A 24,096-nucleotide genomic window follows, 5' to 3' on the forward strand; every position below is an offset into this window, starting at 1 on the left:
AAGTTAAGCCCACCAGAGCCAATGGTACTGCGGTAACACGTGGGAGAGTAGGTCGGTGCCAAATCTTAAAGAAAGCCTGCAGTCATTGGACTGCAGGCTTTTCTTGTTTATCAATACTCCCATATAAAATAGGTGGTTATAAGACTTCCTTAAGCCCCCTCATATAGAATGATAAACTTCAGAAAAAATCTTCAGTTGAGTATAACTGATTAGCCTGTATTTGAGGAGTGTTAAAAAATGCTAAATTCGTCTTCAAAAAGCAATAAAACCGTATTATTGTATTTTACGTTTATTTTATAAAGGAATTTATGATGAATTTGAAGCAGATTTGTTTGCTGATTTGGTGCATTGGATTAAGTATTTCTGCCTTTTCTCAGAATAAGGATGTTAAGCTTCCTGCAAACTGGTATAATCTTGATTTGCTTAAAGATGGATATTTTGGTATCAGTACTGAAAAAGCTTATAAAGAATTACTGGGCGGCAAAAAGCCAAAGGAAAAAGTAATCGTTGCGGTTATTGACGGAGGTGTAGACATTAAGCACGAGGACTTAAAAGATGTTTTGTGGGTCAACAAGAAGGAAATCCCAGGTAATGGGATTGATGATGATGCAAATGGATACATTGATGATATTAATGGATGGAATTTTATTGGGTCAGAAAAGGGTAATCTGGCCTACGATAATCTGGAAATGACAAGGATTAGACGGTCTCTCCTGCCTAAATATGCTTCTACAACAAATATGACTGTTTTGGATAGTGTGCAAAAAGAAGAGTTTGAATTGTATAAAAAGGTTACGAGAGAATTTGGCAAGAAGTATAATGAAGCCGATCAAACGTTTTCTGTTCTGACCGCCATTAACAAGGTACTTGATTCTGTGGCGCTGATCAACAAGAAGAAAATACCTTCTCTTGAGGATATTGACAGATATGTAGCCGATAGTGAAGAAGAGGAACAGGTTAAAAAGATTATAAGGAGTGGGGCAAAGGAGAGCGGGAGTATTGAAAAATTCTTTAAAGAAATAAAGGATGGCTATAAGCAGTACGATGTGATGCTGAGGTATAATTTGAACCTGGATTATGATCAGAGAAAGGAATTGGTGGGCGACGATTATGCAAACTCAAAAGAGCATAATTACGGGAATAATGATGTAGCCGGACCTAATGCTGAGCACGGCTCGCACGTTTCAGGGATTATTGGAGCCAACAGAACTAATGGCATCGGCATTAACGGAATTGCAAATAGCGTTAGTATTATGGCCATCAGGGTAGTTCCGGAAGGTGATGAAAGAGATAAAGATGTAGCCAATGGGATACGTTATGCTGTGGATAATGGAGCGAGGATAATCAATATGAGCTTTGGTAAGGGATTTAAATGGGACAAACAGGTCGTAGACGAAGCGGTTAAATATGCGGGGGATAGAGGGGTATTACTTGTACATGCTGCTGGCAATGATAACTTAGATACTGATTTAGAAGAGAATTATCCAAATAAATTCTTTGATTCCCCTGAGTCAATTGCCTATAGAAAGGCCCATAAAAAGGCAGAGCCAAAGATTCCCTTGCTGCCGGTACAAGGCCAAATGCAGAATCAGAACCAGGGCATGTCCAGGAATCCGGGATCAGGGATAATTAAGCCTGTTCCTATAGATTCAGCAAAATTTAAGCTCCCCCATGCCGGTAACTGGATTGAGGTTGGTGCCAGTGCTTATGCCGATGACGGATCTTTAAAAGCTTCGTTTTCTAATTACGGTAAATACATGGTTGATGTTTTTGCTCCGGGCTTTATGATTAAATCTACAGTTCCGGGTTCAAAATATGAGGAATTTGATGGTACAAGCATGGCCTCACCCGTGGTCTCCGGACTGGCTGCTATGATATTGTCCTATTATCCCGATTTAAAGCCGGAGCAGGTCCGCGATATCATTATAAAATCTGTTACCAAAATAGACCATAAGGTAAAATACACCAATAGCAGAAATGAAAGTTCAAGGATTGCTTTTTCCGAACTATGTGTTAGTGGTGGTATTGTAAATGCCTATAATGCAATGAAGATTGCTGAAAGTTATTCTTCTAAATGAGATATTGGTAAAGTGCTATTCAGGGAGTATTTATTTAAATAAAAAAAGCCGGTTTTTACCGGCTTTTTTGTAGCGGGGAGCAGGATCGAACTGCCGACCTCAGGGTTATGAATCCTGCGCTCTAACCATCTGAGCTACCCCGCCGGAAATCTTATTTTTAAAGAGTTGCAAATATAGAATAAATTACTTTTCTTTAGAAACAAATAATAAAAAATAGTCTAATTAATTCGGGATATAAGGGTTTAACGATGTCAGAAAAGAAAAAGTTTACATTGGAATATGAATTGAGATCGTCTCCGCGTATTTTGTTTAGCTTTATTAGTGAGCCGAATGGTTTATCTCAATGGTTTGCCGATGATGTTATTTTCAGGGATCAGGTATACACATTCACATGGGATGATGAAATTCAAAAAGCAAAGCTTTTGAGTGTCAAAGAGAATAAGTCAGTAAAATTCAAATGGGTTGACGATGAACCGCACTGCTATTTTGAAATGGAAATCGTTCAGGATGAGCTTACAAATGATGTGGCACTCTCTATAACGGATTTCGCAACCGAGGAAACGCTGGCTGAGCGGACTTTGATTTGGGATAATCAAATAAACTATCTGCATAGCGTGATAGGAGCATAGTTTTTCAATCGCTTTGTGTAAATTTGTATATTGAAAAAGATTCATTTACTTCTGCTCAAAGCATTCATAAGGCCTTTTTTCGTCACATTCTTTATTGTGATGTTTATTCTGTTGATGCTTTTTCTATTTAAGTATGTCGATGACTTAATTGGAAAGGGTTTTGAATGGTATGTCATATTGGAATTGATGTATTATGCTTCTGCGTCTAATGTGTCGATGGCCTTGCCATTATCTATTCTCCTTTCTTCTATCATGACTTTTGGGACGCTTGGAGAAAATTATGAACTCGTAGCGATAAAGTCTGCCGGAGTTTCGCTTCAAAAGGCTATGACGCCGCTTCTTGTATTAATTATAGGGATTGCGATCAGCTCATTTATGTTTTCCGATTATATTTTGCCAAAGGCTAACTTAAAATTTGGCTCCTTGCTTTGGGACATTACCAATAAGAAACTGTCTTTTTTAATTAAGCCTGGGGTATTTAACAATAGCATACCGGGTTATTCCATCAGAGTGAATAGAAAGGGCAATGACGGCGTATCTTTATATGATGTGATGATTTACGATCATACCAGTACAAACGGAATTGCTAAGATCATTATCGCGAAAGAGGGAACAATGTCCAGCAATGATAAATACCTGTTTCTGAAATTGCAAGATGGGGTCCGTTATGAAGAGTCAAGCAACAGAAATACCTTTAATAACCCAAGGCAGGAATTAACCAGAATGCGTTTCTCGGAAACTGACCAGAAGTTTGATATTTCCAGCTTTAAGATGAGCAGAACAAATGAACAGGATTTTAGGAACAATACGGCAATGCTGAACCTAAAAGGATTAACCAGGAAACAGGATTCTTTGGTTAAAGACCTCGATAGCATCAATAAATTTGCGGCAACTAACATCGGTAGTTATTATAAACAAAACAACTATACCAAGGGGTATACCAGGGTTAAAGCCCCTGTTAAAGAGATAAAAGGAGATATTTTAAAGAGTATTCCTTTATCTAACCGCCTTTTTGCGCTTCAGTCGGCGTTTGACAATGCAACAACTATAAAACAAAGCATTTCCGCCAGGACAGCAGATTACGAAGACAAATTGAAGAGTATTACTAAAGTCGAGCTTGAGTATCAAAGGAAGTTTACTTTAGCGGCATCATGCTTATTGCTTTTCTTTATTGGAGCCCCTTTGGGGGCAATAATCAGGAAGGGGGGCTTAGGACTCCCGGTTGTGATGGCTATTGTGTTTTTTTTGCTGTACCATATCATAGCAACGGTGTCTGAAAAATCGGCAACTACAGGTTCATTGAGGTCTTTTTTTGGAATGTGGCTTGCCATATTTATATTGTCGCCACTGGGGGCCTTCCTGACTTATAAGGCAACGGTCGATTCTGCCTTATTTGATGTGGACTATTTCAAACAGCTTATCGTCAATCTTTTTAAGAATAAAAAAAAGAAGGATATACCCCCGGCTTCAGAATAATTCTAAATTCGACTGATTGTGGTGCTTATTGATTACTTATATATGATATTTTATTAAAGAATATTGGGAAGTAACGTTGTAACTTTGTAGCAAACTTAATATATAATCAAATTGTCTGTTAAGATTTGATTATCGATAGATTCATAGAAAATGGAGATTAAACTAAATGCAATAGAAGATGCTGTTGCAGATATAAGGGCAGGTAAAGTCATTATTGTTGTTGATGATGAGGATAGAGAAAACGAAGGTGACTTTCTGACAGCAGCAGCCAATGCTACGCCTGAAGTGATAAATTTTATGGCAACTTATGGCAGAGGTTTAATCTGTGCTCCTTTGACTGAAGAAAGATGCGATCAGCTGGGTCTTGAGCCAATGGTGGGAAAAAATACAGCAGCATATGAGACGAATTTTACAGTATCGGTAGACTTGCTTGGGCACGGTTGCACTACTGGAATCTCGGCTTCTGACAGATCAAAAACCATTCTGGCATTAATCAATCCTGATATCGATCCGGCGGAGTTGGGCAAGCCTGGTCATATTTTTCCATTGAGATCCAAGGATGGGGGTGTACTGAGGCGGTCCGGACATACAGAAGCTGCTGTTGATTTGGCCCGCTTGGCCGGAATGGAACCGGCTGGAGTATTGGTAGAAATCATGAAAGATGATGGTGAAATGGCCAGATTACCTGATCTTGTTAAAATTGCTGCCCAGCACCAGCTTAAAATCATCTCTATTAAGGACCTGATCTCCTACAGGCTTAGTAAGGAAAGTTTGATAAAACAGGAAGTTACAGTTAACTTACCGACTCAGTGGGGAGATTTTAAAATGACAGCCTATACTCAACTGGATACAAACGCTACTCATTTGGCGATAAGTAAAGGAGAGTGGACTGAGGACGAACCCATACTGACCCGTGTTCACAGTTCTTGCGTTACAGGTGATATATTTGGCTCCTGCAGGTGTGATTGCGGTCATCAGTTGCATAAAGCTATGGAAATGATCGACAGGGAAGGCAAAGGCGTTATTGTTTACATGAACCAGGAAGGTAGAGGGATTGGATTAATAAACAAGCTTCGCTCCTATAATCTTCAGGATGCAGGATTTGATACTGTTGAAGCAAACATTAAGCTCGGGTTTAAAGGAGATGAAAGAGATTATGGTGTTGGCGCGCAAATATTGAGGGCACAGGGAATTACTAAAATGAAATTGATGTCCAATAATCCAACCAAAAGAGCCGGTTTAACAGGCTACGGACTAGAGATTGTTGAAAATGTGCCAATCGAAATTGAAAGTAACGTTCATAATGAGCATTATCTTAAAACAAAACGTGATAAAATGGGACACCAGATCATGAAAGGCTAGAAGAATTATTTCTTCTTGTTTTTCTTGTCTATAATAACAGCCTCTTTATTAATTGAACTTTTTGAAGCAGCGGGTGCGGGTTTTTTCTCATCCGCTTTCTTTTTTTGCGCTTTTTGGTATTGACCTGTAATCCTTTGTAAAAATTCCTGGAAGCTGTCAAATTGCTGGGTATAGATCAGACCCAGGGAGGTCACATTATTATTTTGGTTGCTGCTATTGACGAAGTTGTATTGCTGGGTTTGAGGTTTATTTGCCAGCTTACCTACCAGTGTTCCATCCTTTTTAATTAGTGTCAGGAGTTCCACTTCCCCGCCAACATTATTGCTGGTGAAACCAATTGGGGACAGATCACTTGTGCTTGCTTTATCAACTATTCCGGCATTTAGTACTACCCGGTTGTTGAAAAATCTAAATGAAGCGTTGGCTTCACTTAATGAACGGATATTGATGTCCACAAAATCAAGATTAAGCGAGGACAGAACATTATTGAATTGATTGAACAGGAGTTCGGTGGCCGTACTGGCTACCCCGGATGTCAATTGCTTGCCCAAATCCTCTTTTCCTGTACCCGGCGCAAAACTTCTCCTGATAATTAAGCTTAGCGCCTGCAGGTTCCTATTGTTGTCATCATTGAAATAAGATTGCATCTCCTCTTTAATTGATGGGTCTGAAGGGAAGAAAATATCCAGTTTAATATCCGGTTTTAAGAGGAGTCCGGTTAGTCCCATTTCTACCTCTGTAAGCACACGGCTGCTTGCATTATCCCTGCCAGCGGCGTCTCTGTTGGCTGCAGTATAAAGGTCGGTAAGGCTGGCTCTTACCGCATATATAGCTTTTAAATTTATTTGGGCCATTGTAGGATTGCCTGTCCATCTGATTGTGCCTCCTTGCCTGATGCTAAATTTTTTATTTATAATTTCCTGCGCCGTAAAGTCGAAGCTTCCGGATTCAATAATGTAATCACCGGACATCTCGAAATCGCCTAAGCTATTAATATTCAGTTCCAGATTCTTGGAATTTCCTTTGCCGCTTAAGTTTCCAAGCGTAGTAAATATATTTGCTGTACTATTGGGGTCAACGCTTAGCCTCAGGTTCATGGTTAGCCCGTCAAAGCTTGTTTGTTTTTTAACGACCTTGGTGGTGTCTTTACTTACAAATGTGATAAAGTCTTTATTGGATACTATTTCTGAACTATTTAAAGGGAGATTAAAAACCGTTCCCTTTTCAGTCCTGGCATCGATCTCAATAAACATTTTGTTCGTTGGCCCTTTGAACTTAAATGTACCGGTTCCATAAGCCTTTCCAAAATAAATGCTGTTGTCCTTTTCTGTAGTATTTAGCGCCATAAAGTTTTTGGCATTTACAGTAACGTTTAGCGTAGGTGTATTGATATTATTGAGGTCCACGGATCCGTTGGCGATGGCCTCGTTGTTATCTATGTCGAGTAACTTAAGATCGCTAAGCCTAATGACACTATTGTCTACAACTACCTGATCGTTTAACGTATAAGTGGTTTTTAAATAATTTATCGTCATTATCCCTTTGTCAAAAGATATTTCACCGTTTATTGAAGGTTTTTCAAAAGGGCCTTTTACGGAGAGATCAGCAGAAACGTGACCTTTCAAATCTGACACTAATTTTTTAACAAAAGGACCTAACACAGCAAGCTCACTCTGGTCTAATTTTAGGTTGAGGTCGATTTCTTTTTTGTCCAGGTCAAGGTTACCCAGTATCCGAAGCGTTTCTTTATCCGCAGTCATTATATTGGTGAAGACATTCGCCATATTATTCACCTTGTCGTAGGACGAGGTGTCGGTCAGGTTTCCAATATAGGTCTTGTTGAATGTCAGGGAATCTATTTTTAAGTTATCAGATATCCGCGGCGATTTTAAAATGTTATATAGTCTGGTTTCACCATTTACATTTCCTGAGAGCTGTACTCCAAGTGTTTTTACAAATGGATTAATGCTTTTCAAGTCGAAGTTTTTAAAGCCGACCTCTAAAAGATCGCCCGGATTGCCAGATACAATTCCGTTAACAGTAAGCAGCTGGTTTCCATTGCTCAAATCAAAATTGTTGATGTCGGTTTTTCCATCCTGAAATCTGATACTTACTTTTTCCTGAATCTTCCAGTCTTCATTGTTTATTTTGAGAATGGAAGGTAAAATACTTACACGGGCGCTGGTGTCATTTGCAAATTCCACAAGGCCGTTCAAATCGAGCTGATTCGCATCATCAGAATTTGCAAGCTTTACGTTTAACGAAAGGCTGTCATTGCGAAGGATATTCGAGATATTCACATTTTTAATGTACAAGCTGTCATTCAAGTCCACTCTGTCTGAAGTAATGATGGCTTGAAGCTGATTTGTGGATGCATTTTCGTCGACAATAATATTATTTACAATTACGCCTTTGTATTTTATTTTTTTAACAAAGCCATTAATTGTAGCCACATTGTGCTGTGAGTCAAAATCTCCGGAAAAAATAGCCTGATCACTAATTTCCAGACCGGGAGCTAAAAGTTCAGCAATGGGCTCAAATCTTTTGATCTTGAGATTGAACTGAAAGATCTGATCCCCATAGGGTTTAATATCTGTCTTCAAAGAAGGGATGTATTTTCTTGCTAATGCCTTATAGTATGAAGGTATAGTATTGAGGTCATACTGACCTTTTATACTGGCTTCAAGGACATCGGAGTTGATCATCAAACTTCTGCCCTTACCTATTCCGCCGGCCTCTAATTTTAGAGAGTCAATATTATATATGCCTTTTACATTGTCTAATCTTACTTGCTGGATCAGTAAATCACCCTGAATGTTGTTTAGGTTAGTGCCTGAGAAGTTCGTTTTAAACTTCGCATCTATCATTAAGGAGTCTTTGTAAAGTTTTAAGGCTTTTAATTTTGCATTGGTAATTGTGGCTTCGAAATTGAAGACAGGCAGCTTTGGGTTTAGGTTAACCCCGCCATCAAAGACCAGCTGAACATTTTTGTCATTTATTTTTAACCTTCCATCAAAATATTTTTTGTTAAAAGTTCCATCGATTTTTACATTTCGATACCTGTAATTGTGGAAATCAATATAGTCAATGTCACCGTCGAGCTCTTCAGTCAGGTGTTTAACCTCTGTACCCCGACCTTTTACGAATAGAGAAGCGGAAATTCGACCCAGAGTTCTTTCATTGATCAAGGTTCCCAGATTAAAATCATAAGTCTTAATATTACCTGTATAGGAAGGAATTCCCTGCTTGTCGATTCTCATATTTACATCGGAAACAACCCGGCCCAGTTTGGTTTTAAATTCTCCATAGGCTATAAAATCATTTTGAAATCCCGTAAATGATCCCTTGAAATTGATGTTGCCAAATTTGGAGATTATAATGGGTATTGCACCAGTTCTTTTTCCATTAATGTTACCCACGATCTCATCCAGATCCGTTTTATTTGTGCCCGCCATCTCTATTTTCAGATCGACAAACGTTTCTTTAAGATTAGGCAACCCTTTCAGGGAAAAATCCCCCTTAATGTACGTAGCCTTTCCTGCCTTTGCCAATAGTTTTTTAGCTTTGAGATTGTTAACCAAACCTGACATTTGCCCGTCGATTTCGATATCCAGATTTATGCTGTTGAGTTCGGGAGCAAAAAATGCCACATCTCTTGATGCGAGAAAGCTATTTTTGAAATTTGCTTTCATCCTGACCTTATTTACATAGTCTTTAAAATCGCTAAACTTATCAAAACGCATTCTGAAATAATCTGACAACCTGCTTTTATTGGTTACCAGCATTAGCTTTTCCAGTTCAATACTGTTAGTGTCAACAGTTGTAAAAGCGGTTAAATTCTTTAAATAAAATCCACTTTTTTCTTTAAAAGTCAGATTCTTTATATCAGCCTGAAAGATATGATCAGAGGTATTTAACTTCTCAAAAATCCCGTTCAAATTAGTCAGGTGTACATCATCAAAATTTACACCTTTGATCATGGTATCTACTCTCAGGTTCTTGTACCTGAAGTCAAAACTGTTGAGGATTACTCTGCTGAAAGATATTTTATATGGCTTTTTCTTTTTCTTTACGGGTGTCTTCCCTGAATCGAAATAATTAATTATAAAATCAAGGTTTGTTGATCTGTCCTTGTACGATTTCAGATAAAATGTACCTTTATTGATCTGAACAGTATTGATATCTATTATTCTCTGTTTAATGGAGAGACGATTTATGTCCACCAGGAATTTGGGCGTGTTTAGCAATGTGTCTTTTTGCAGATCAAGAACGAGCAGGTTTTCGATTACAATTGATTTAAACGGTTTTATATAAATGCCAGTTAAAGAGATTTTCGTGTTAAGCTCCTTTGACAAGTAATTAGCAGTCTTCTTTGCAATGAAAGTCTGTACTGTTTTAAACTGAAGAGAGAACAAAATGACAGCAAACAGTAATAATACCGATGCAAGGACCAAAAGCAGTATTTTTAATAGTTTTTTAATAATTTTGTAGCTTAATAATAATAATAAACGTGTCGGTAATACTTGCTATAGAATCTTCCTGCGATGAAACATCTGTTGCTATTTGTAACAACGGCAAAATTACAGCCAATGTTATTGCAAACCAAACAATTCATCAAAATTATGGTGGCGTGATACCTGAATTGGCGTCACGGGTGCACCAGCAAAATATTGTTCCCGTCATACATCAGGCTTTATTGGATGCTAAAGTTAACAAAAATGAGCTAAGTGCAGTCGCCTTTACCCGGGGGCCTGGTCTGCTCGGTTCTTTACTTGTCGGTGTATCTTTTGCAAAATCGTTTGCCCTTGCCCTTGATCTGCCTTTAATTTCGGTTAATCACATGCACGCACATATTTTGGCTCATTTTATTGATGATCCTAAACCTGCGTTTCCATTCCTTTGCCTGACGGTTTCAGGGGGGCATACACAGATTGTGCTTGTTAAAGATTATTTTGACATGGAAATTATCGGTGAGACATTAGATGATGCTGCCGGAGAGGCGTTTGACAAAACTGCGAAGCTGCTAAAACTGCCTTATCCAGGTGGACCGTTAATTGACAAGCACGCGAAAGACGGTGATCCGTTAAGATTTAAATTTGGAGAACCCCAGATCAGGGATCTCAATTACAGCTTTAGTGGTTTTAAAACTTCCGTTTTATATTTTATCAGAGATAAAGAGAAAGAGAATCCAAATTTTATTGCCGAAAATTTAAATGACATATGTGCTTCTGTACAGCACAGTATTGTTTATATATTGCTCAATAAACTTAAGAAAGCGGCAAAACAGCAAGATATTAAAGAAATTGCTATTGCAGGAGGAGTTTCCGCTAATAGCGGATTGAGATCTGGATTAAAGGATCTTGCCAGTGAACTTGGTTGGAACATATATATTCCGGCCTTTGAATATTGTACAGACAACGCGGCTATGATTGCTATGGCTGCACATTATAAGTATATAAATAGAGAATTTGTAGGACAGGACATCGCACCTCTGTCAAGAATGGAGTTTTAATAAAACAGATGAATATGAGTACAATGAGTTTAATGTTTTTTGGGTTAATGCTTGTCCCGTTAATTGTATTTTTATTTTGGCTGATAAAAAAGGACAGGAAGAGAGACTACATTGGACTTTTGGTTCTGATTCTTATGGCGATTTTAGCCATAGTCACCATCGTGAAATTCGATTCCAAATTTATGGAATCCAGAAATGGATTAACTGATAAGAGTCAGTCACCCAGTTATAAATAATCGTTAAAAAAAAAGCAACGCAATAGCGTTGCTTTTTTTTTAACGATTTATTTTTTTACAATTTTTCCTCTAATTTTTCACCTGTTACCTCTGATCTGATCTTGGCTTCTATTTCATCAGATAGTTCAGGGTTATCCATTAGCAATTGTTTTACTGCATCTCTACCCTGGCCAAGTTTAGTATCGCCATAAGAAAACCATGAGCCCGCCTTTTTGATAATATTAAAATCAACACCCAGATCAATGATCTCACCGGTTTTAGAAATTCCTTCACCAAACATGATGTCAAATTCTGCGATACGGAAAGGAGGGGCAACCTTGTTCTTTACTATTTTAACTTTTACCCTGTTCCCGGATACCTCATCGGAATCTTTGATTTGGGACGTTCTACGTATATCCAGTCGGACTGAGGCATAAAATTTCAATGCATTACCGCCCGTAGTAGTTTCAGGATTTCCGAACATGACGCCAATTTTTTCCCTTAGCTGGTTGATGAAAATACAGCAACAGCCGGTTTTAGAAATGGTACCCGTTAACTTGCGTAATGCCTGGGACATCAGACGTGCGTGCAGCCCCATCTTAGAATCGCCCATTTCACCTTCAATCTCAGCTTTAGGGACCAAAGCTGCAACCGAGTCAATTACAATTACATCTATTGCTCCTGACCTGATCAGATTATCTGCAATTTCCAATGCCTGCTCTCCATTGTCGGGCTGGGAAATCAATAAGTTATCTACATCAACACCAAGCTTTTTTGCATACCCTTTATCAAAAGCATGTTCCGCATCAATTATGGCAGCAATACCGCCTTTTTTTTGGGCTTCAGCAATAATGTGAGTGGCCAGAGTCGTTTTACCGGAAGATTCCGGTCCGTAGATCTCAATGATCCTCCCTTTAGGCACACCCCCAATCCCTAAAGCGATATCTAAGCTGATAGAACCGGTAGAAATAGATTCAATAGGCTCTACTGCGTTGTCCCCAAGTTTCATTACGGCACCTTTACCGTATGATTTTTCTAACTTATCCAGTGTAAGTTGTAATGCTTTTAATTTGTCTGCACTTGCGCTCATATTGTTATGCTTATTGATAGAACTATTTTAAGTTGCCGGATGTATTTACTAATTATGTTAGCAAATATAAATAATATTAATTTGAAATAACAAATTCGAATCAATTTATTTTTGATTCCAATGCCGTTTCACTAATTATTTTAGTTATTTTCTCATTTTTTTGAAAATATTTACAAATATGTGTAATCTCGCAAATGCTGCATTTTGGCGATCTGGCGACACAAACATACCTGCCATGCAAGATTAGCCAGTGGTGTGCGATATGAATGGTATGCTCGGGCAGGTTCTTCACCAGGTCTCTTTCAACAGCAAGCGGTGTTTTTCCCGTTGTTAACCCTATTCTGTTGGCCACTCTGAAGACATGCGTATCAACAGCCATAGCCGGTGCATTATAAATTACAGATGCAATTACATTTGCGGTTTTCCTGCCTACACCTGGCATCTTTTGCAGCTGATCAATAGCAGAAGGTACTTCACTGCTGAAATCATCAACGAGCATTTTCGCCATTCCCACAAGGTGTTTTGCTTTGTTATTAGGATAGCTTACACTCCTGATATAGTCAAACACAATGTCAGGTGTTGTTTCCGCCAGGCTTTCAGGGGTTGGAAAGCGCTGAAAAAGAGCAGGGGTAACCTGATTTATACGTTTATCTGTGCACTGAGCGGACAAGATCACCGCCACAAGTAACTGAAAAGGGTTATTGTAGTTTAACTCTGTTTCTGCATCGGGTTGTTTTGCGGAAAAATGCGAGACAAAGTGTCTATACCTTTCTTTTTTGAGCATAGACAAACATAGATAAACATTAGAAATAAAAAAAGCTGCCAAATTTTGGCAGCTTTTGATCGTTATTAAATTACTTAGCTCTGGAGTATGCCAGAATTTTTGATACAGTTTCGTCAGAAGGATTTCTGCTTAAACCGTCCAATTGTGTTTTAATGTTTTCATAAAACACAATATCGTGTGCTTCTAAATCTTCAACAAGCATTTCCTGTTGTTTTGATTGTTCGTAATTTAATTTGTTAACTGAAGTAGAGGTTTCCATCATAAGCAATAAACATATATTAGTTATTACTAATAAACGCTATTGTTATTAATTTATTTTAACCGTAACAACAATTATTATAATTAATTTTTTACCCTCAAATTACGAGATCTCTTTTACCTTCATCATCTTTCTGAGGTTGCTTAAAGCATACCTCATGCGTCCCAGTGCGGTATTTATACTTACCTCGGTCAGGTCGGCGATTTCTTTAAAGCTTAAGTCTGCGTAATGCCTCATGATCAGAACCTCTTTCTGATCATCGGGCAGCAGTTGGATCATCGCCCTCAAATCAGTATGTGTCTGTTCTCTCAGCATCTTGTCCTCTGCACTTTCCTCATAGAACTGGAGCATATTAAATACATCTGTGCCGTCAGCACTTGTGATGATGGGGGCCCGTTTCTCACGTCTGAAGTAATCTATTACCAAATTGTGTGCAATACGCATCACCCAGGGCAAAAATTTACCCTCCTCGTTGTACCGGCCTGATCTAAGTGTATTTATTACCTTAATAAAGGCATCCTGGAATATATCTTCTGCCAAATACTGGTCTTTTACCAGCAGATATATAGAAGTATAAATTTTTGACTTGTGTCTTCTCAGCAGTTCTTCCAGAACAGATTCATCACCCGTCAGGTATAACTTTATCAAGTCTTGATCACTATATTGTTGTAATTTCATAGGAGTATCCTTACTAAATCCCTTGCTTTTTGCTATAAAAAATACTTAGTAGAGGTTTGTTTCGATATGATTTCTCCTATTGGGTTTTAAGAATGTGGTTTGTTAATGTTTAGTTATTATTTCAAAAGAAGCATTTTTTTATTACAATCCAATATAAAAAGTGTTAAAAAATTATAAAAGTGGTTTCAATGCCTTATTTTGCGTTCCTCCGAAAAATCAGAAATTGTCTTTTTTGAGGTATATTTGCAATCTTCTATCATGAAATCAATGAATAAGGAATTAGACAAAGATCCGCATAAACATATAATCATAAAGGGTGCCAGAGTTCATAATCTTAAAAACATAGATGTAGCAATCCCAAAAAATAAGCTGGTTGTCATTACGGGAATGTCGGGATCCGGTAAGTCTTCCCTGGCTTTTGATACTTTGTATGCTGAAGGGCAGCGCAGGTATGTAGAAAGTTTATCTTCCTATGCCAGGCAATTTATGGGTCGTATGAATAAGCCTGAGGTCGACTACATTAAAGGCATTGCCCCGGCAATCGCAATTGAGCAAAAGGTCATTACTTCAAATCCGCGTTCTACCGTAGGGACTTCGACCGAGATCTATGACTATCTTAAACTTTTGTTCTCGAGAATAGGAAAAACCTACTCACCGGTATCCGGAAAGATTGTGAAAAAAGATACCGTAACGACTGTAGTGGATTTCATTTCCGGACTGGAAAAAGAAAGTACCGTGACTATATTTTGTCCCTTATTTCCCCACAACAACCGCTCAATTAAAGAAGAGCTGGCGGTATTGCTTCAAAAGGGGTTTTTAAGGGTGTCCCTGTATGACAAGGTTCAAAAGATTGAAAGCATTCTGGAAGACGAATCTTTTAAAGACTTTGAACTTGCTGATGAACATACGGTCAGGATTCTGATCGATCGTATCGTCGTGAGCACAGATGACGAAACCCTGAGCCGTATTGCTGACTCCGTACAAACTGCTTTTTTTGAGGGCAAGGGCGATTGCTATGTAGAGCATGAAGGCAGTACCACGCATTTTTGCGATCGGTTTGAACTGGATGAAATGCGTTTTGAGCAGCCTACGCCTAATTTTTTCAGTTTCAATAATCCATACGGAGCCTGCAAAAGATGTGAAGGTTATGGAAATGTAATAGGGATTGATGAAGATCTGGTCATCCCGGATAAAAGTAAAAGTGTGTTTGACAATGCCATCGCCCCATGGCGTGGTGAGAAAATGCGCGAATGGTTAAACCGTCTTGTCAAAAACGCTTCAAAATTTGACTTCCCGATACACCGTCCTCACAACGAACTTACAGAAAAGGAACAGCAATTGATTTGGACGGGCAATCAGCATTTTGCCGGACTTGATGCTTTCTTTAAGGACCTGGAAGAACAGACCTATAAAATTCAGTACAGGGTGATGTTGTCACGCTACAGGGGTAAGACCTCCTGTCCTGATTGCAAAGGCTCACGTTTGCGAAAAGATGCGTCTTACGTAAAGATCGGGAACAAGTCAATTATTGATATCGTGCTGATGCCCTTATCGGTCATCCTGGATTTTTTTGAAAACCTTAACCTCTCCGCCACCGAAGAAAAAATAGCCAAACGCCTGCTTGCCGAGATCAGCAATCGTGTATTGTACCTAAACAATGTCGGTCTGGGTTATCTGACACTGAACAGACTCTCAAATACTCTATCGGGAGGAGAATCTCAGCGGATAAACCTGGCCACATCACTGGGCAGCAGCCTTGTAGGTTCCATATATGTACTTGACGAACCCAGTATCGGTCTTCACCCAAGAGACACCAATAAACTGATAGAGGTACTGATCTCTCTCAGAAATGTGGGCAATACGGTATTGGTCGTAGAGCATGAAGAGGAAATGATGAGGGCAGCAGATTACATTATTGATATCGGTCCTGAAGCAGGTACACACGGCGGTAACCTCGTATTTAGCGGTACATATGATCAGATCATTAAGGATGACAAGAGCCTTACCGGCCGGTACCTTTCAGGTGCAGAACAAATTGCAGTTCCTTTAAAAAGGAGAGTGTGGAAGGATCATGTACTCATCACCGGGGCAAGGGAAAATAACCTCAAAAATATTGATGTTAAGTTCCCTCTCGGCGTGTTTACAGTTGTATGCGGCGTGTCCGGCTCGGGTAAAACCAGTTTGGTTAAAAAGATATTATATCCTGCACTTCAGAAAGCGATAGGAAACTATGCAGGGGAGCAAACAGGGGCGCACAATGGAATATTTGGTAATTATGACCTGGTCAGCCAGGTAGAAATGGTTGACCAAAACCCTATAGGCCGTTCGTCCAGATCAAACCCGGTCACCTACGTGAAGGCTTGGGACGATGTCAGGGCACTATTCTCAGCATTGCCGGCTTCTAAAGCAGCAGGCTTAAAACCAGCCGCTTTTTCTTTTAACGTTGAAGGAGGGCGGTGTGACGTATGTCAGGGTGAGGGAGAGGTAAAGATAGAGATGCAGTTTATGGCAGACATCTATTTGCCGTGCGAAGCCTGCGGAGGCCGGAGATTTAAGCAGCAGGTCCTTGATATTACTTACCAGGATAGAAATGTTGCAGATATTTTGGACCTTACGATTGACGAGGCGGTGGATTTCTTTAAGAATGAACCTAAAATACTGAATAAATTACAACCGCTGGTCGATGTGGGCCTGGGCTACGTGCATTTGGGCCAGTCATCCAATACCTTATCCGGAGGAGAAGCACAGCGCATCAAACTGGCCTCGTTTTTAATTAAAGGGAACAATGCCAACAAGACCCTTTTTATATTCGATGAACCTACAACCGGATTGCATTTTCACGACATCAAAAAGCTCCTTATTGCACTAAATACACTTATTGAGCAGGGCAATACGATATTGGTGATAGAACACAACATGGATATGATCAAGTCTGCTGACTGGGTAATCGACATTGGTCCTGAAGGGGGTGATAGAGGCGGTGATCTTGTTTTTGAAGGTACACCAGAGGATTTGCTTAACGCAAAATCTTCTTATACAGCCAAGTTTTTAAAAGCACATTTATAATAATTGTATCTTCGCGCATGCTTTTTTTGACACTCTTTTTAGGAATCATCTTGAACATGTTAGGGTACATTCCGCCCGGGAACATAAATCTGACTGTAGTACAGATTACCATTACGCGGGGCATCCGTCAGGCCCTGTATTTTATATTCGCCTTTTCAGCAGTTGAGGTTTTGTTCACTTTTGGTGTGATGCGTTTTGTTCAATGGCTTTCCAGCGAAATCAAACTGGGAGACATCATAGATGTCATCATGATACTGATGTTTGGAGTCCTGGGGGTCATTACCTGGCGGTCACGTAAGGAAATGCCCAAAACCGATTATTCAAATAAAGACAGCATCCGGTACGGGATGCTGCTCGGGGTGCTCAACCCCATGCAGGTCCCTTACTGGTTATTTGTTGGTACTTATCTCATATCTCATGAATGGATAGATATTGGTTATTTGTCCCTGAGTATTTTCAGTATAGGTTCAGGAATTGGCGCAGGTCTGGCATTGTACGGTTTTGCAAGATTTGCCCAGTATATTCAGGAGAAGTTCGATCTGAGCAGTTATATTGTTAATAAGAGCATCGCCATTCTTTTCTTTGCATTATCGGGGTATCATATCTGCAAAATCGGTTATATTCATTTTATTAAGTGAACAGGTTAGGGACCTTCTTGTTATTGCCCACGATCCAGACGATGTCCCCATTTTCGAAGATCAAATTAGAGTCTGGGTTCAAAATTCGCTGACCTTTGCGCTCAATACCCACGACCAATCCTTGCGTTGCCTCTCTAATGCCCGAGGTGCGGATACTTTGACCATAAACCGGGGAGCTGCTGCTGATCACCACCTTCTGCAGCGCCATATCTTCTCTTGGAAAGCTTGATTCTGTATTTTCATCCATACTGCCTTCAAAAAGTTCCTTTACTGCAGCCAGCTGATCATCTGTGCCAATTACCATCACTTTATCATTAGGAAAGAGCTGCTCATCTCTGCCCGGAGTGGGGATCATGATCTTTCCCCTTTCAATTAATGCAATGTTCACACCATATTTTTCCCTGACCGCAAGCTCCACAAGGGTCTTTCCGGCAAGCTTAGATTCCGGGGCAACAATCAAATCTGCAAGGTGAGTATCCCATGGCAATATGTCCGGCTGGGTATTTTTACTTTCACGTGCGTTCAGGTTTAGTAAAAAGCGTTTTTCCAGTTTATCATAAAATGATTGCAGCCGCCTGGAGAAAATAAACATTCCTACAATGATTAAGCTAAAGGCAATGCCGGCGGCAATCAGTGTGTCAAAAAATTCATAGACCAGAAAGCCCACAAAGAGCACCCCTAATGCAATTCTAAAAAATTCGATAGAGATCAATGGCCCGCGTGTATATTTTTTATTCAGCCAGAGGTGTGAATAGGCAACTTTCTGGATTCTTCTAATAGACAGTGCCCATAAAAAGGGCGACATTAAAATAAGAGACACCACAATGCTGATAATGGTGCCATTAACCCCCTCAGCTATATTTTGAGTAATAAACGGATGCACATACCTTAACGCAAGGAAAATAACCGCTACTATGATCACAGAATGAATAATGGTATTGAAAATGTAAGCCCGTAACAGCACCTTCCAGTCACTCAGCGTCGTGATGCCCTGCGTTCCGGAACTATACCTGTCAATCGCATCAAGCCATTTTTTGGGAAGCACCTTTATCAGGAAATTATAAAAAGGTTCGGAGAGTTTTATCAGATATGGAGTCGTAAAAGTAGTAATGGCTGCTGCGACAACGGCGATTGGGTACAGGAAATCACTTGTCACTTTTAATGTTGCGCCAAGAGTAGCTATGATAAAGGAAAACTCACCAATTTGAGCCAAACTCATCCCGGCCTGTACAGAAGTTTTTAATGGCTGTCCGGCAAGCAGCGCACCTAATACCGTAAAGACAATTTTGCCTATAATAATGACAAGGGTAACCAAAATGATAGGCGTGGCATATTTGATCAGCATTTGAGGATCTATCAGCATCCCTACAGACACAAAAAAGACTGCCGAAAACAAGTCCTTGACAGACTTGGTCAGATGCTCAATTCTTTCCGCCTGAGTCGTTTCAGCAAGTATTGATCCCATAATAAATGCACCCAGAGCAGGAGAAAAGCCAACTTTCACAGCGACCATCACCATGACTAAGCACAATGCCAATGAAACAACCAGCATGGTTTCATCGTTCATCAGCTTTTTGGTTACTTTAAGAAATGTGGGGATAAGAAATATTCCGCCAAGAAACCACAGCACCAGGAAAAAGCCAAGTTTCAGTATCGAGAACAGCATTTCGTTTGCAGCGGATTGCTGGCTTACAGCCAAAGTGGAAAAAAGCACGAGAAGCAAAATAGCCACCAAATCTTCCACGATAAGTACCCCGAAAACCAGGCCGGCAAACTTTTTATGTTTGATACCAAGCTCTTCAAACGCTTTCAACGTAATCATGGTCGAGGAAATGGACAAAATCCCGCCCAGGAAGAGACTGTCCATATCAGACCAGCCCATCAGCTTGCCGATGCCATAACCGGCCAGGATCAAAAAGCCTACTTTGACGATAGCCGTAATGGAAGCTGAACCGCCAACTTTAACCAGTTTTTTAAAGCTGAATTCGAGTCCTAAGCTAAAGAGTAAGAAAATTACGCCTATTTCTCCCCAGATTTCAATGCTTTTGCTGTCACTTACCGTAGGCAGGAAGTCCAGATAAGGCCCTACAAGAACTCCGGCCAATATGTAGCCCAGAACCAGTGGTTGTTTTATCTTTTTAAAAACGAGCGTGGTAAATCCGGCAGCTGCAAGTATTAATCCTAAATCGGCAATTAAGTCTGGTAAATGTATCATAGGCAAAAAGGGTTTTGCCGTAATATACAAAAAAAAGGCCTTTTTTATTCCAAAAAAGCAGAAACCTGGGGTTATGGCAATTTATTGAAGTAATCCAGTGTCGCAGTCTTATCTTTATGGAGTTGCTCCTTAAGCGCCTCCAACCCTGTAAATTTAACATCATGTCTTAGAAATTCCAGGAAATTCATCTTTACATCCTGGCCATAAATTTCTTTGCTGAAATCAAATATATTCACTTCGATGTTCCTGGTCATTCCATTTATGGTGGGGCGCTGGCCTATATAGGCCATTCCTTTGAATACTTCATCCGCCATTTGAACAGTTACCGCATAAATGCCGTCAGAAGGAATGAGTTTATAGGTTTCCTCTACAAAAATATTTGCAGTAGGATAACCGATAGTCCTTCCTATTTTGTCTCCCTTTACCACTTGTCCGCACAAAGAAAAATGATACCCCAGGTAACTTGCCGCCAGGGCTACTTCTCCGTTCAGCAGGGCCCTGCGAATCTTGGTAGAACTTACTGCCACATCATTGATGTCCTGTTCAGGAATCTCTTCGATCTTAAAATCAAAAAGTTCTGAAAACTCTTCCAGTTCCTTCATCCCGCCCTTTCTATCTTTCCCAAAACGATGGTCATAGCCCACTATAAGGTGTTTAACCCCTATGGTATCCACCAATATATTCCTGATGTATTCAGCGGGGCTTAAGTTTGAGAAATCACGGGTAAAAGGAGTGATGATCAGGTGATCCACACCAAGATCTGCCAGGATCTTAGCCTTTTCATTAATGGTATTGATCATTTTTAAGTCCTGATTTTCAGGATCTATGATCAGTCTCGGATGCGGGAAAAATGTCAGGATTACACTTTCACCACCGGTTGTCTTAGCCAGTTCACACAATCGTTTTATGATCTTTTGATGTCCATAGTGCACACCATCAAATGTTCCGATGGTCACAACCGCGTTGCTTAGCTTTTTGAATTCAGAAAAATGATTGTAAATTTTCAAGACTACTATTTAATTAATGTAACGACTGGCGTTTTACTACACCGCCTTTTATATCGGCTATTTGTTGCTGTATCACAAAAGCATCAGGATCAATCTGTCTTATCGCAGTTTGCAATTTGCTCATTTCAAGTTTGGTAACTACGGTGTAAAGAATATTAATGTCCTTCTTTTCGCCATAACCGCCTTCACCCTTATAGATGGTCACACCCCGTTTCATCTGGTTGATGATGTATTTTTTAATGTGTTCATTCTTTTCGGAAATCACGGTAACACCCGTGTATTGCTCTATCCCGTTCACAATATAATCAACGGTTTTTGATGCAGATAAATACGTCAGGATAGAATACATCGCCGTAACCAGGTTAAGGTAATAGGCAACGACACCAAAAATAAGAATATTCAGTATCAGTATAATATTTCCAACGGTGAGAACGCTATTCCTGCTGATGTACAAAGCCAGAACCTCTGTCCCGTCAATTACACATCCGCCCCGCATGGCCAGGCCAATGCCAGCACCTAAAAATAACCCTCCAAAAACAGCAATCAGCAATTTATCGCTGGTTACAGGTTCAAAAGGAGCGACCAAAAGCATTCCAGCCAAAAGGGTAATGGCGATACCCGTTTTAATGGCAAAACCTTTTCCTATTTGCCGGTATCCTAAGATGATAAACGGGATGTTGATCGCCATAATCAGGTAAGACAACTTCAAGCCAGTTAATCTGCTGATCAGCAGGGAAATTCCCGTTACTCCACCGTCAATGAAATTATTGGGCAGTAAATAGCTTTTCAAACCAAAACATGCGGATACAATACCGCATGCGACTAAAAACATATTCTTAACGAAATTTAAATTTCTTGATTTTGCCTGGCCCCGCATAGTTATTCCTTTTTGCTTCTAAGATAACTAACCAGGTCGGTTACCTCAAATGCGTTCTCCAATAAAAAATCACCGCTTCGGGTACGTGTCAGTTTAGAAAGGTAGGCCCCGTTATTCAGCTGTTTCCCAAAATCTGAAATGATTGAACGGATATAAGTACCCTTACTGCATACGATCCTGAAATCAATTTCCGGCAGCGCTATCCGGGTAATTTCAAACGCAGACACCGTTACATTGCGCAGGCGCAACTCCGTTTCTTCGCCAAGCCTTGCTTTTACATACAAACGCTCGCCATTTACCTTTACGGCAGAATGGGCCGGGGGATACTGCTGAATGTCACCTTCAAAAGGAGCTGTGGCCTGATGTATGGCTTCGTTTGTAATCCCTGTCGTAGGAAATTCCTGGTTCACCGTGGTTTCCATATCAAAAGAAGGGGTAGTAGCCCCAAGGATCATGGTTCCTGTGTACTCTTTTTCCTGTGCCTGAAAAGTATCTATTTGCTTGGTCAGCTTCCCGGTGCATATGATCAGCAACCCTGTTGCCAGCGGGTCTAAAGTGCCGGCATGGCCAACTTTTAGCTTAAGCGGCTTCAGTGAATTCCTGATTTTACCCACTACATCAAAACTTGTCCATTTATAAGGCTTATTGATGAGCAGCAATTCGCCGGCGGCAAAATCAAACGCTCTGTCTTCTAATTTCTGCATATTGATATCTGTTTCAATCTGCCCGTTTATGCTGTCTGCGCTCAATTGATGTGTTAAATTGCTGCAAAGCTACGAATTAAATAATTTGCAGTGACTGCCCGCTCAGGATTAAAGCAATCAGGATTAGCCCGACTACAATCCGGTACCAGCCAAATATCTTGAACCCGTTTTTATTCAGATACCCGATGAAGCTTTTGATGGCAAGCATGGCCACGATAAAGGCAACAATATTTCCAAAAGCGAGTACCTGCAGCTGATTGGAACTGATCACATGCCCCTCCTGGTAAAAGTCGAGCAGTTTCTTGGCTGTTGCCGCAAACATGGTAGGTACAGCCAGAAAAAAAGAGAACTCGGCCGCCAGTTTCCGGCTCAGGTTTTGCGACATGCCGCCTACAATGGTTGCACCTGATCTGGATACGCCCGGAATCATCGCAAGACATTGGAAAAGACCGATCTTGAGCGCTGTTCCGTAATTTATTTCTTCCTCTTCAGAGATGGATGCACTGCTAAACCATTTGTCGACAAACAGCAGGATAACCCCGCCTATAACCAGGGATACGGCTACCGTCAGCGGGCTTTCCAGCATTTTGTCTATACGGTCGCTCAGCAAAAAGCCAAAAATGGCTGCCGGGATAAAGGCGATGAACAGTTTGAAATAGAAATTGATGCTTTTAAAGAACCGCTTAAAATACAGGACAAGTACAGATAAAATGGCCCCCAGCTGGATCACAATGGTAAAAAGCTTCACAAACGGATCTGTGGCAATGCCCATAAATGCCGAAGCAATAATCATGTGGCCGGTAGAAGAAACCGGTAAAAATTCCGTTAACCCCTCTACCAAAGCGAGGATAAACGCCTGAAGAAAATCCATTAAACTATTTCTTTAAGATGGCGTAAACTCCAAATGCGAAACCTGCCAGTACGACCATAGGGGCAAGCAAAGTCTTTCTGAAATCGTAGATGTCCGTGGTGCCGATCATCAGGATGAAACCTAATACAACAATGGCAATGCTGATCAGCAGCAACTGATAGTTTTTTTTATTGAATACCAATTCTGTTTTAGTATCCTGGCCGGCAGGAGTTGATTTTTTTTCTATCATTATCTTATCTGTAAAGGTCGTAAATTTTTAAACGTAAGTATTTGCTCACCGCAAATGATGTACTGATGGCCGTAATAAAAATGCCGACACCAACCAGTCCCAGTAAAACAATTCCAAATTCGGTATAATTTCTCAGAATCACAATTTCGGGAATTTCACGCTGCGCGTAGTATAGAATACCAAGAAGGATCAATATGGCAATAAAGGCGGCGATCAGGCCATGCAGTGCTGCCAGCAGTATGAATGGTTTGCGAATAAAGTTTTTGGTAGCGCCGACCAGCTGCATACTTTTAATTAGAAAACGCTGGGAGTAAATAGCGAGCCTGATGGTGTTGTTGATCAGGGCCACCGAAATGATCAGTAAAATAGCCGCAAATCCAAGGATGATCAGGCCGATCGTGTTGAT

Annotated in this window: 19 protein-coding genes and 1 tRNA gene; 7 read left to right on the forward strand and 13 right to left on the reverse strand. The window is 40.2% G+C overall.

All coding sequences use genetic code 11. The features are described 5' to 3' along the window. Positions 1-308 precede the first annotated feature (308 nt). Complete coding sequence (locus tag VK541_RS17310) at positions 309-2,078, forward strand: S8 family serine peptidase (protein WP_324371598.1); 1,770 nt, start codon at positions 309-311, stop codon at positions 2,076-2,078. 70 nt (positions 2,079-2,148) lie between these two features. Here the strand turns inward: VK541_RS17310 and VK541_RS17315 are convergent. After that, positions 2,149-2,222, reverse strand: a tRNA-Met gene (locus VK541_RS17315). 104 nt (positions 2,223-2,326) lie between these two features. On the opposite strand from VK541_RS17315, the gene VK541_RS17320 reads away from it, so the two are divergent. The 3 genes from VK541_RS17320 (at position 2,327) to VK541_RS17330 (ending at position 5,545) form a co-directional block, all read left to right on the forward strand. Then, positions 2,327-2,707 carry an START-like domain-containing protein gene (locus VK541_RS17320; RefSeq protein ID WP_285054318.1) on the forward strand — a complete coding sequence of 127 codons (381 nt, stop codon included), beginning with the start codon at positions 2,327-2,329 and terminating at the stop codon, positions 2,705-2,707. A 30-nt stretch (positions 2,708-2,737) separates the two neighbouring features. Then, the gene (locus VK541_RS17325; protein ID WP_324371600.1) at positions 2,738-4,183 is read left to right on the forward strand and encodes an LptF/LptG family permease; all 1,446 of its coding nucleotides are present in this window, start codon (positions 2,738-2,740) and stop codon (positions 4,181-4,183) included. Positions 4,184-4,333: 150 nt separating this feature from the next. Continuing rightward, positions 4,334-5,545 carry a bifunctional 3,4-dihydroxy-2-butanone-4-phosphate synthase/GTP cyclohydrolase II gene (locus VK541_RS17330; RefSeq protein ID WP_324371601.1) on the forward strand — a complete coding sequence of 404 codons (1,212 nt, stop codon included), beginning with the start codon at positions 4,334-4,336 and terminating at the stop codon, positions 5,543-5,545. A 5-nt stretch (positions 5,546-5,550) separates the two neighbouring features. On the opposite strand, the gene VK541_RS17335 is transcribed toward VK541_RS17330, so the two are convergent. Then, positions 5,551-9,999 carry a translocation/assembly module TamB domain-containing protein gene (locus VK541_RS17335; protein WP_324371602.1) on the reverse strand — a complete coding sequence of 1,483 codons (4,449 nt, stop codon included), beginning with the start codon at positions 9,997-9,999 and terminating at the stop codon, positions 5,551-5,553. Between the two features lie 56 nt (positions 10,000-10,055). Between VK541_RS17335 and tsaD the strand changes: the two genes are divergently transcribed. Beyond that, positions 10,056-11,057: a tRNA (adenosine(37)-N6)-threonylcarbamoyltransferase complex transferase subunit TsaD gene (gene tsaD, locus VK541_RS17340; RefSeq protein WP_324371603.1), complete on the forward strand. Its 1,002-nt coding sequence runs from the start codon at positions 10,056-10,058 to the stop codon at positions 11,055-11,057. Positions 11,058-11,348: 291 nt separating this feature from the next. Here the strand turns inward: tsaD and recA are convergent, their stop codons facing one another. The 4 genes from recA to VK541_RS17360 all read right to left on the reverse strand — a co-directional run bounded on the left by recA (position 11,349) and on the right by VK541_RS17360 (position 14,083). Continuing rightward, positions 11,349-12,362 carry a recombinase RecA gene (gene recA / locus VK541_RS17345; protein ID WP_324371604.1) on the reverse strand — a complete coding sequence of 338 codons (1,014 nt, stop codon included), beginning with the start codon at positions 12,360-12,362 and terminating at the stop codon, positions 11,349-11,351. Between the two features lie 100 nt (positions 12,363-12,462). Then, positions 12,463-13,146 carry an endonuclease III gene (gene nth, locus VK541_RS17350; protein WP_324371605.1) on the reverse strand — a complete coding sequence of 228 codons (684 nt, stop codon included), beginning with the start codon at positions 13,144-13,146 and terminating at the stop codon, positions 12,463-12,465. Between the two features lie 70 nt (positions 13,147-13,216). After that, entirely contained in the window at positions 13,217-13,408 is a 192-nt protein-coding gene (locus VK541_RS17355; protein ID WP_285054330.1) for a hypothetical protein, read from the reverse strand. A gap of 99 nt (positions 13,409-13,507) precedes the next feature. Further along, entirely contained in the window at positions 13,508-14,083 is a 576-nt protein-coding gene (locus tag VK541_RS17360; protein ID WP_324371607.1) for an RNA polymerase sigma factor, read from the reverse strand. Between the two features lie 267 nt (positions 14,084-14,350). On the opposite strand from VK541_RS17360, the gene uvrA reads away from it, so the two are divergent. Both uvrA and VK541_RS17370 read left to right on the forward strand, forming a co-directional pair. Beyond that, a complete protein-coding gene (uvrA, locus tag VK541_RS17365; protein ID WP_324371608.1) occupies positions 14,351-17,149 on the forward strand; it encodes an excinuclease ABC subunit UvrA in 2,799 nt (932 codons plus the stop codon). Between the two features lie 56 nt (positions 17,150-17,205). Further along, positions 17,206-17,787, forward strand: a complete 582-nt coding sequence (locus VK541_RS17370) for a LysE family transporter (RefSeq protein ID WP_324371609.1) — start codon at positions 17,206-17,208, stop codon at positions 17,785-17,787. On the opposite strand, the gene VK541_RS17375 is transcribed toward VK541_RS17370, so the two are convergent. From VK541_RS17375 to VK541_RS17405, 7 genes are all read right to left on the reverse strand, one after another. Continuing rightward, positions 17,780-20,002, reverse strand: coding sequence for a cation:proton antiporter (locus tag VK541_RS17375; RefSeq protein ID WP_324371610.1), 2,223 nt, complete (start codon positions 20,000-20,002; stop codon positions 17,780-17,782). The two genes, VK541_RS17370 and VK541_RS17375, sit on opposite strands and share 8 nt — an antisense overlap. A gap of 71 nt (positions 20,003-20,073) precedes the next feature. Then, entirely contained in the window at positions 20,074-21,009 is a 936-nt protein-coding gene (locus VK541_RS17380) for a bifunctional riboflavin kinase/FAD synthetase (RefSeq protein ID WP_324371611.1), read from the reverse strand. Positions 21,010-21,022: 13 nt separating this feature from the next. Beyond that, positions 21,023-21,841: a YitT family protein gene (locus VK541_RS17385; RefSeq protein ID WP_324371612.1), complete on the reverse strand. Its 819-nt coding sequence runs from the start codon at positions 21,839-21,841 to the stop codon at positions 21,023-21,025. A 47-nt stretch (positions 21,842-21,888) separates the two neighbouring features. Then, on the reverse strand, positions 21,889-22,590 hold the full coding sequence (gene truB, locus VK541_RS17390) for a tRNA pseudouridine(55) synthase TruB (RefSeq protein ID WP_324371613.1): 702 nt from the start codon (positions 22,588-22,590) through the stop codon (positions 21,889-21,891). A gap of 76 nt (positions 22,591-22,666) precedes the next feature. Further along, complete coding sequence (locus tag VK541_RS17395; RefSeq protein ID WP_324371614.1) at positions 22,667-23,461, reverse strand: undecaprenyl-diphosphate phosphatase; 795 nt, start codon at positions 23,459-23,461, stop codon at positions 22,667-22,669. A 4-nt stretch (positions 23,462-23,465) separates the two neighbouring features. Then, positions 23,466-23,690, reverse strand: coding sequence for a DUF3098 domain-containing protein (locus VK541_RS17400; RefSeq protein ID WP_324371615.1), 225 nt, complete (start codon positions 23,688-23,690; stop codon positions 23,466-23,468). A gap of 4 nt (positions 23,691-23,694) precedes the next feature. Continuing rightward, a partial coding sequence (locus VK541_RS17405) for a cell division protein FtsX (protein ID WP_324371616.1) occupies positions 23,695-24,096 on the reverse strand: 402 nt, incomplete at its 5' end.

Origin of the sequence: Pedobacter sp., from assembly GCF_035317785.1 — a bacterium.
Classification (GTDB): domain Bacteria; phylum Bacteroidota; class Bacteroidia; order Sphingobacteriales; family Sphingobacteriaceae; genus Pedobacter.

What these genes read in the sequence shown, in the direction of transcription:
- VK541_RS17330 (WP_324371601.1), top strand. Translation starts at nt 4,334, where the DNA reads ATGGAGATTAAACTAAATGCAATAGAAGATGCTGTTGCAGATATAAGG.
- recA (WP_324371604.1), bottom strand. Translation starts at nt 12,362, where the DNA reads ATGAGCGCAAGTGCAGACAAATTAAAAGCATTACAACTTACACTGGAT.
- VK541_RS17400 (WP_324371615.1), bottom strand. Translation starts at nt 23,690, where the DNA reads ATGATAGAAAAAAAATCAACTCCTGCCGGCCAGGATACTAAAACAGAA.
- uvrA (WP_324371608.1), top strand. Translation starts at nt 14,351, where the DNA reads ATGAATAAGGAATTAGACAAAGATCCGCATAAACATATAATCATAAAG.
- VK541_RS17385 (WP_324371612.1), bottom strand. Translation starts at nt 21,841, where the DNA reads ATGTTTTTAGTCGCATGCGGTATTGTATCCGCATGTTTTGGTTTGAAA.
- VK541_RS17375 (WP_324371610.1), bottom strand. Translation starts at nt 20,002, where the DNA reads ATGATACATTTACCAGACTTAATTGCCGATTTAGGATTAATACTTGCA.
- VK541_RS17320 (WP_285054318.1), top strand. Translation starts at nt 2,327, where the DNA reads ATGTCAGAAAAGAAAAAGTTTACATTGGAATATGAATTGAGATCGTCT.
- VK541_RS17395 (WP_324371614.1), bottom strand. Translation starts at nt 23,461, where the DNA reads ATGGATTTTCTTCAGGCGTTTATCCTCGCTTTGGTAGAGGGGTTAACG.
- VK541_RS17355 (WP_285054330.1), bottom strand. Translation starts at nt 13,408, where the DNA reads ATGATGGAAACCTCTACTTCAGTTAACAAATTAAATTACGAACAATCA.
- truB (WP_324371613.1), bottom strand. Translation starts at nt 22,590, where the DNA reads ATGCAGAAATTAGAAGACAGAGCGTTTGATTTTGCCGCCGGCGAATTG.
- VK541_RS17370 (WP_324371609.1), top strand. Translation starts at nt 17,206, where the DNA reads ATGTTAGGGTACATTCCGCCCGGGAACATAAATCTGACTGTAGTACAG.
- nth (WP_324371605.1), bottom strand. Translation starts at nt 13,146, where the DNA reads ATGCTCAAAAAAGAAAGGTATAGACACTTTGTCTCGCATTTTTCCGCA.
- VK541_RS17360 (WP_324371607.1), bottom strand. Translation starts at nt 14,083, where the DNA reads ATGAAATTACAACAATATAGTGATCAAGACTTGATAAAGTTATACCTG.
- VK541_RS17310 (WP_324371598.1), top strand. Translation starts at nt 309, where the DNA reads ATGATGAATTTGAAGCAGATTTGTTTGCTGATTTGGTGCATTGGATTA.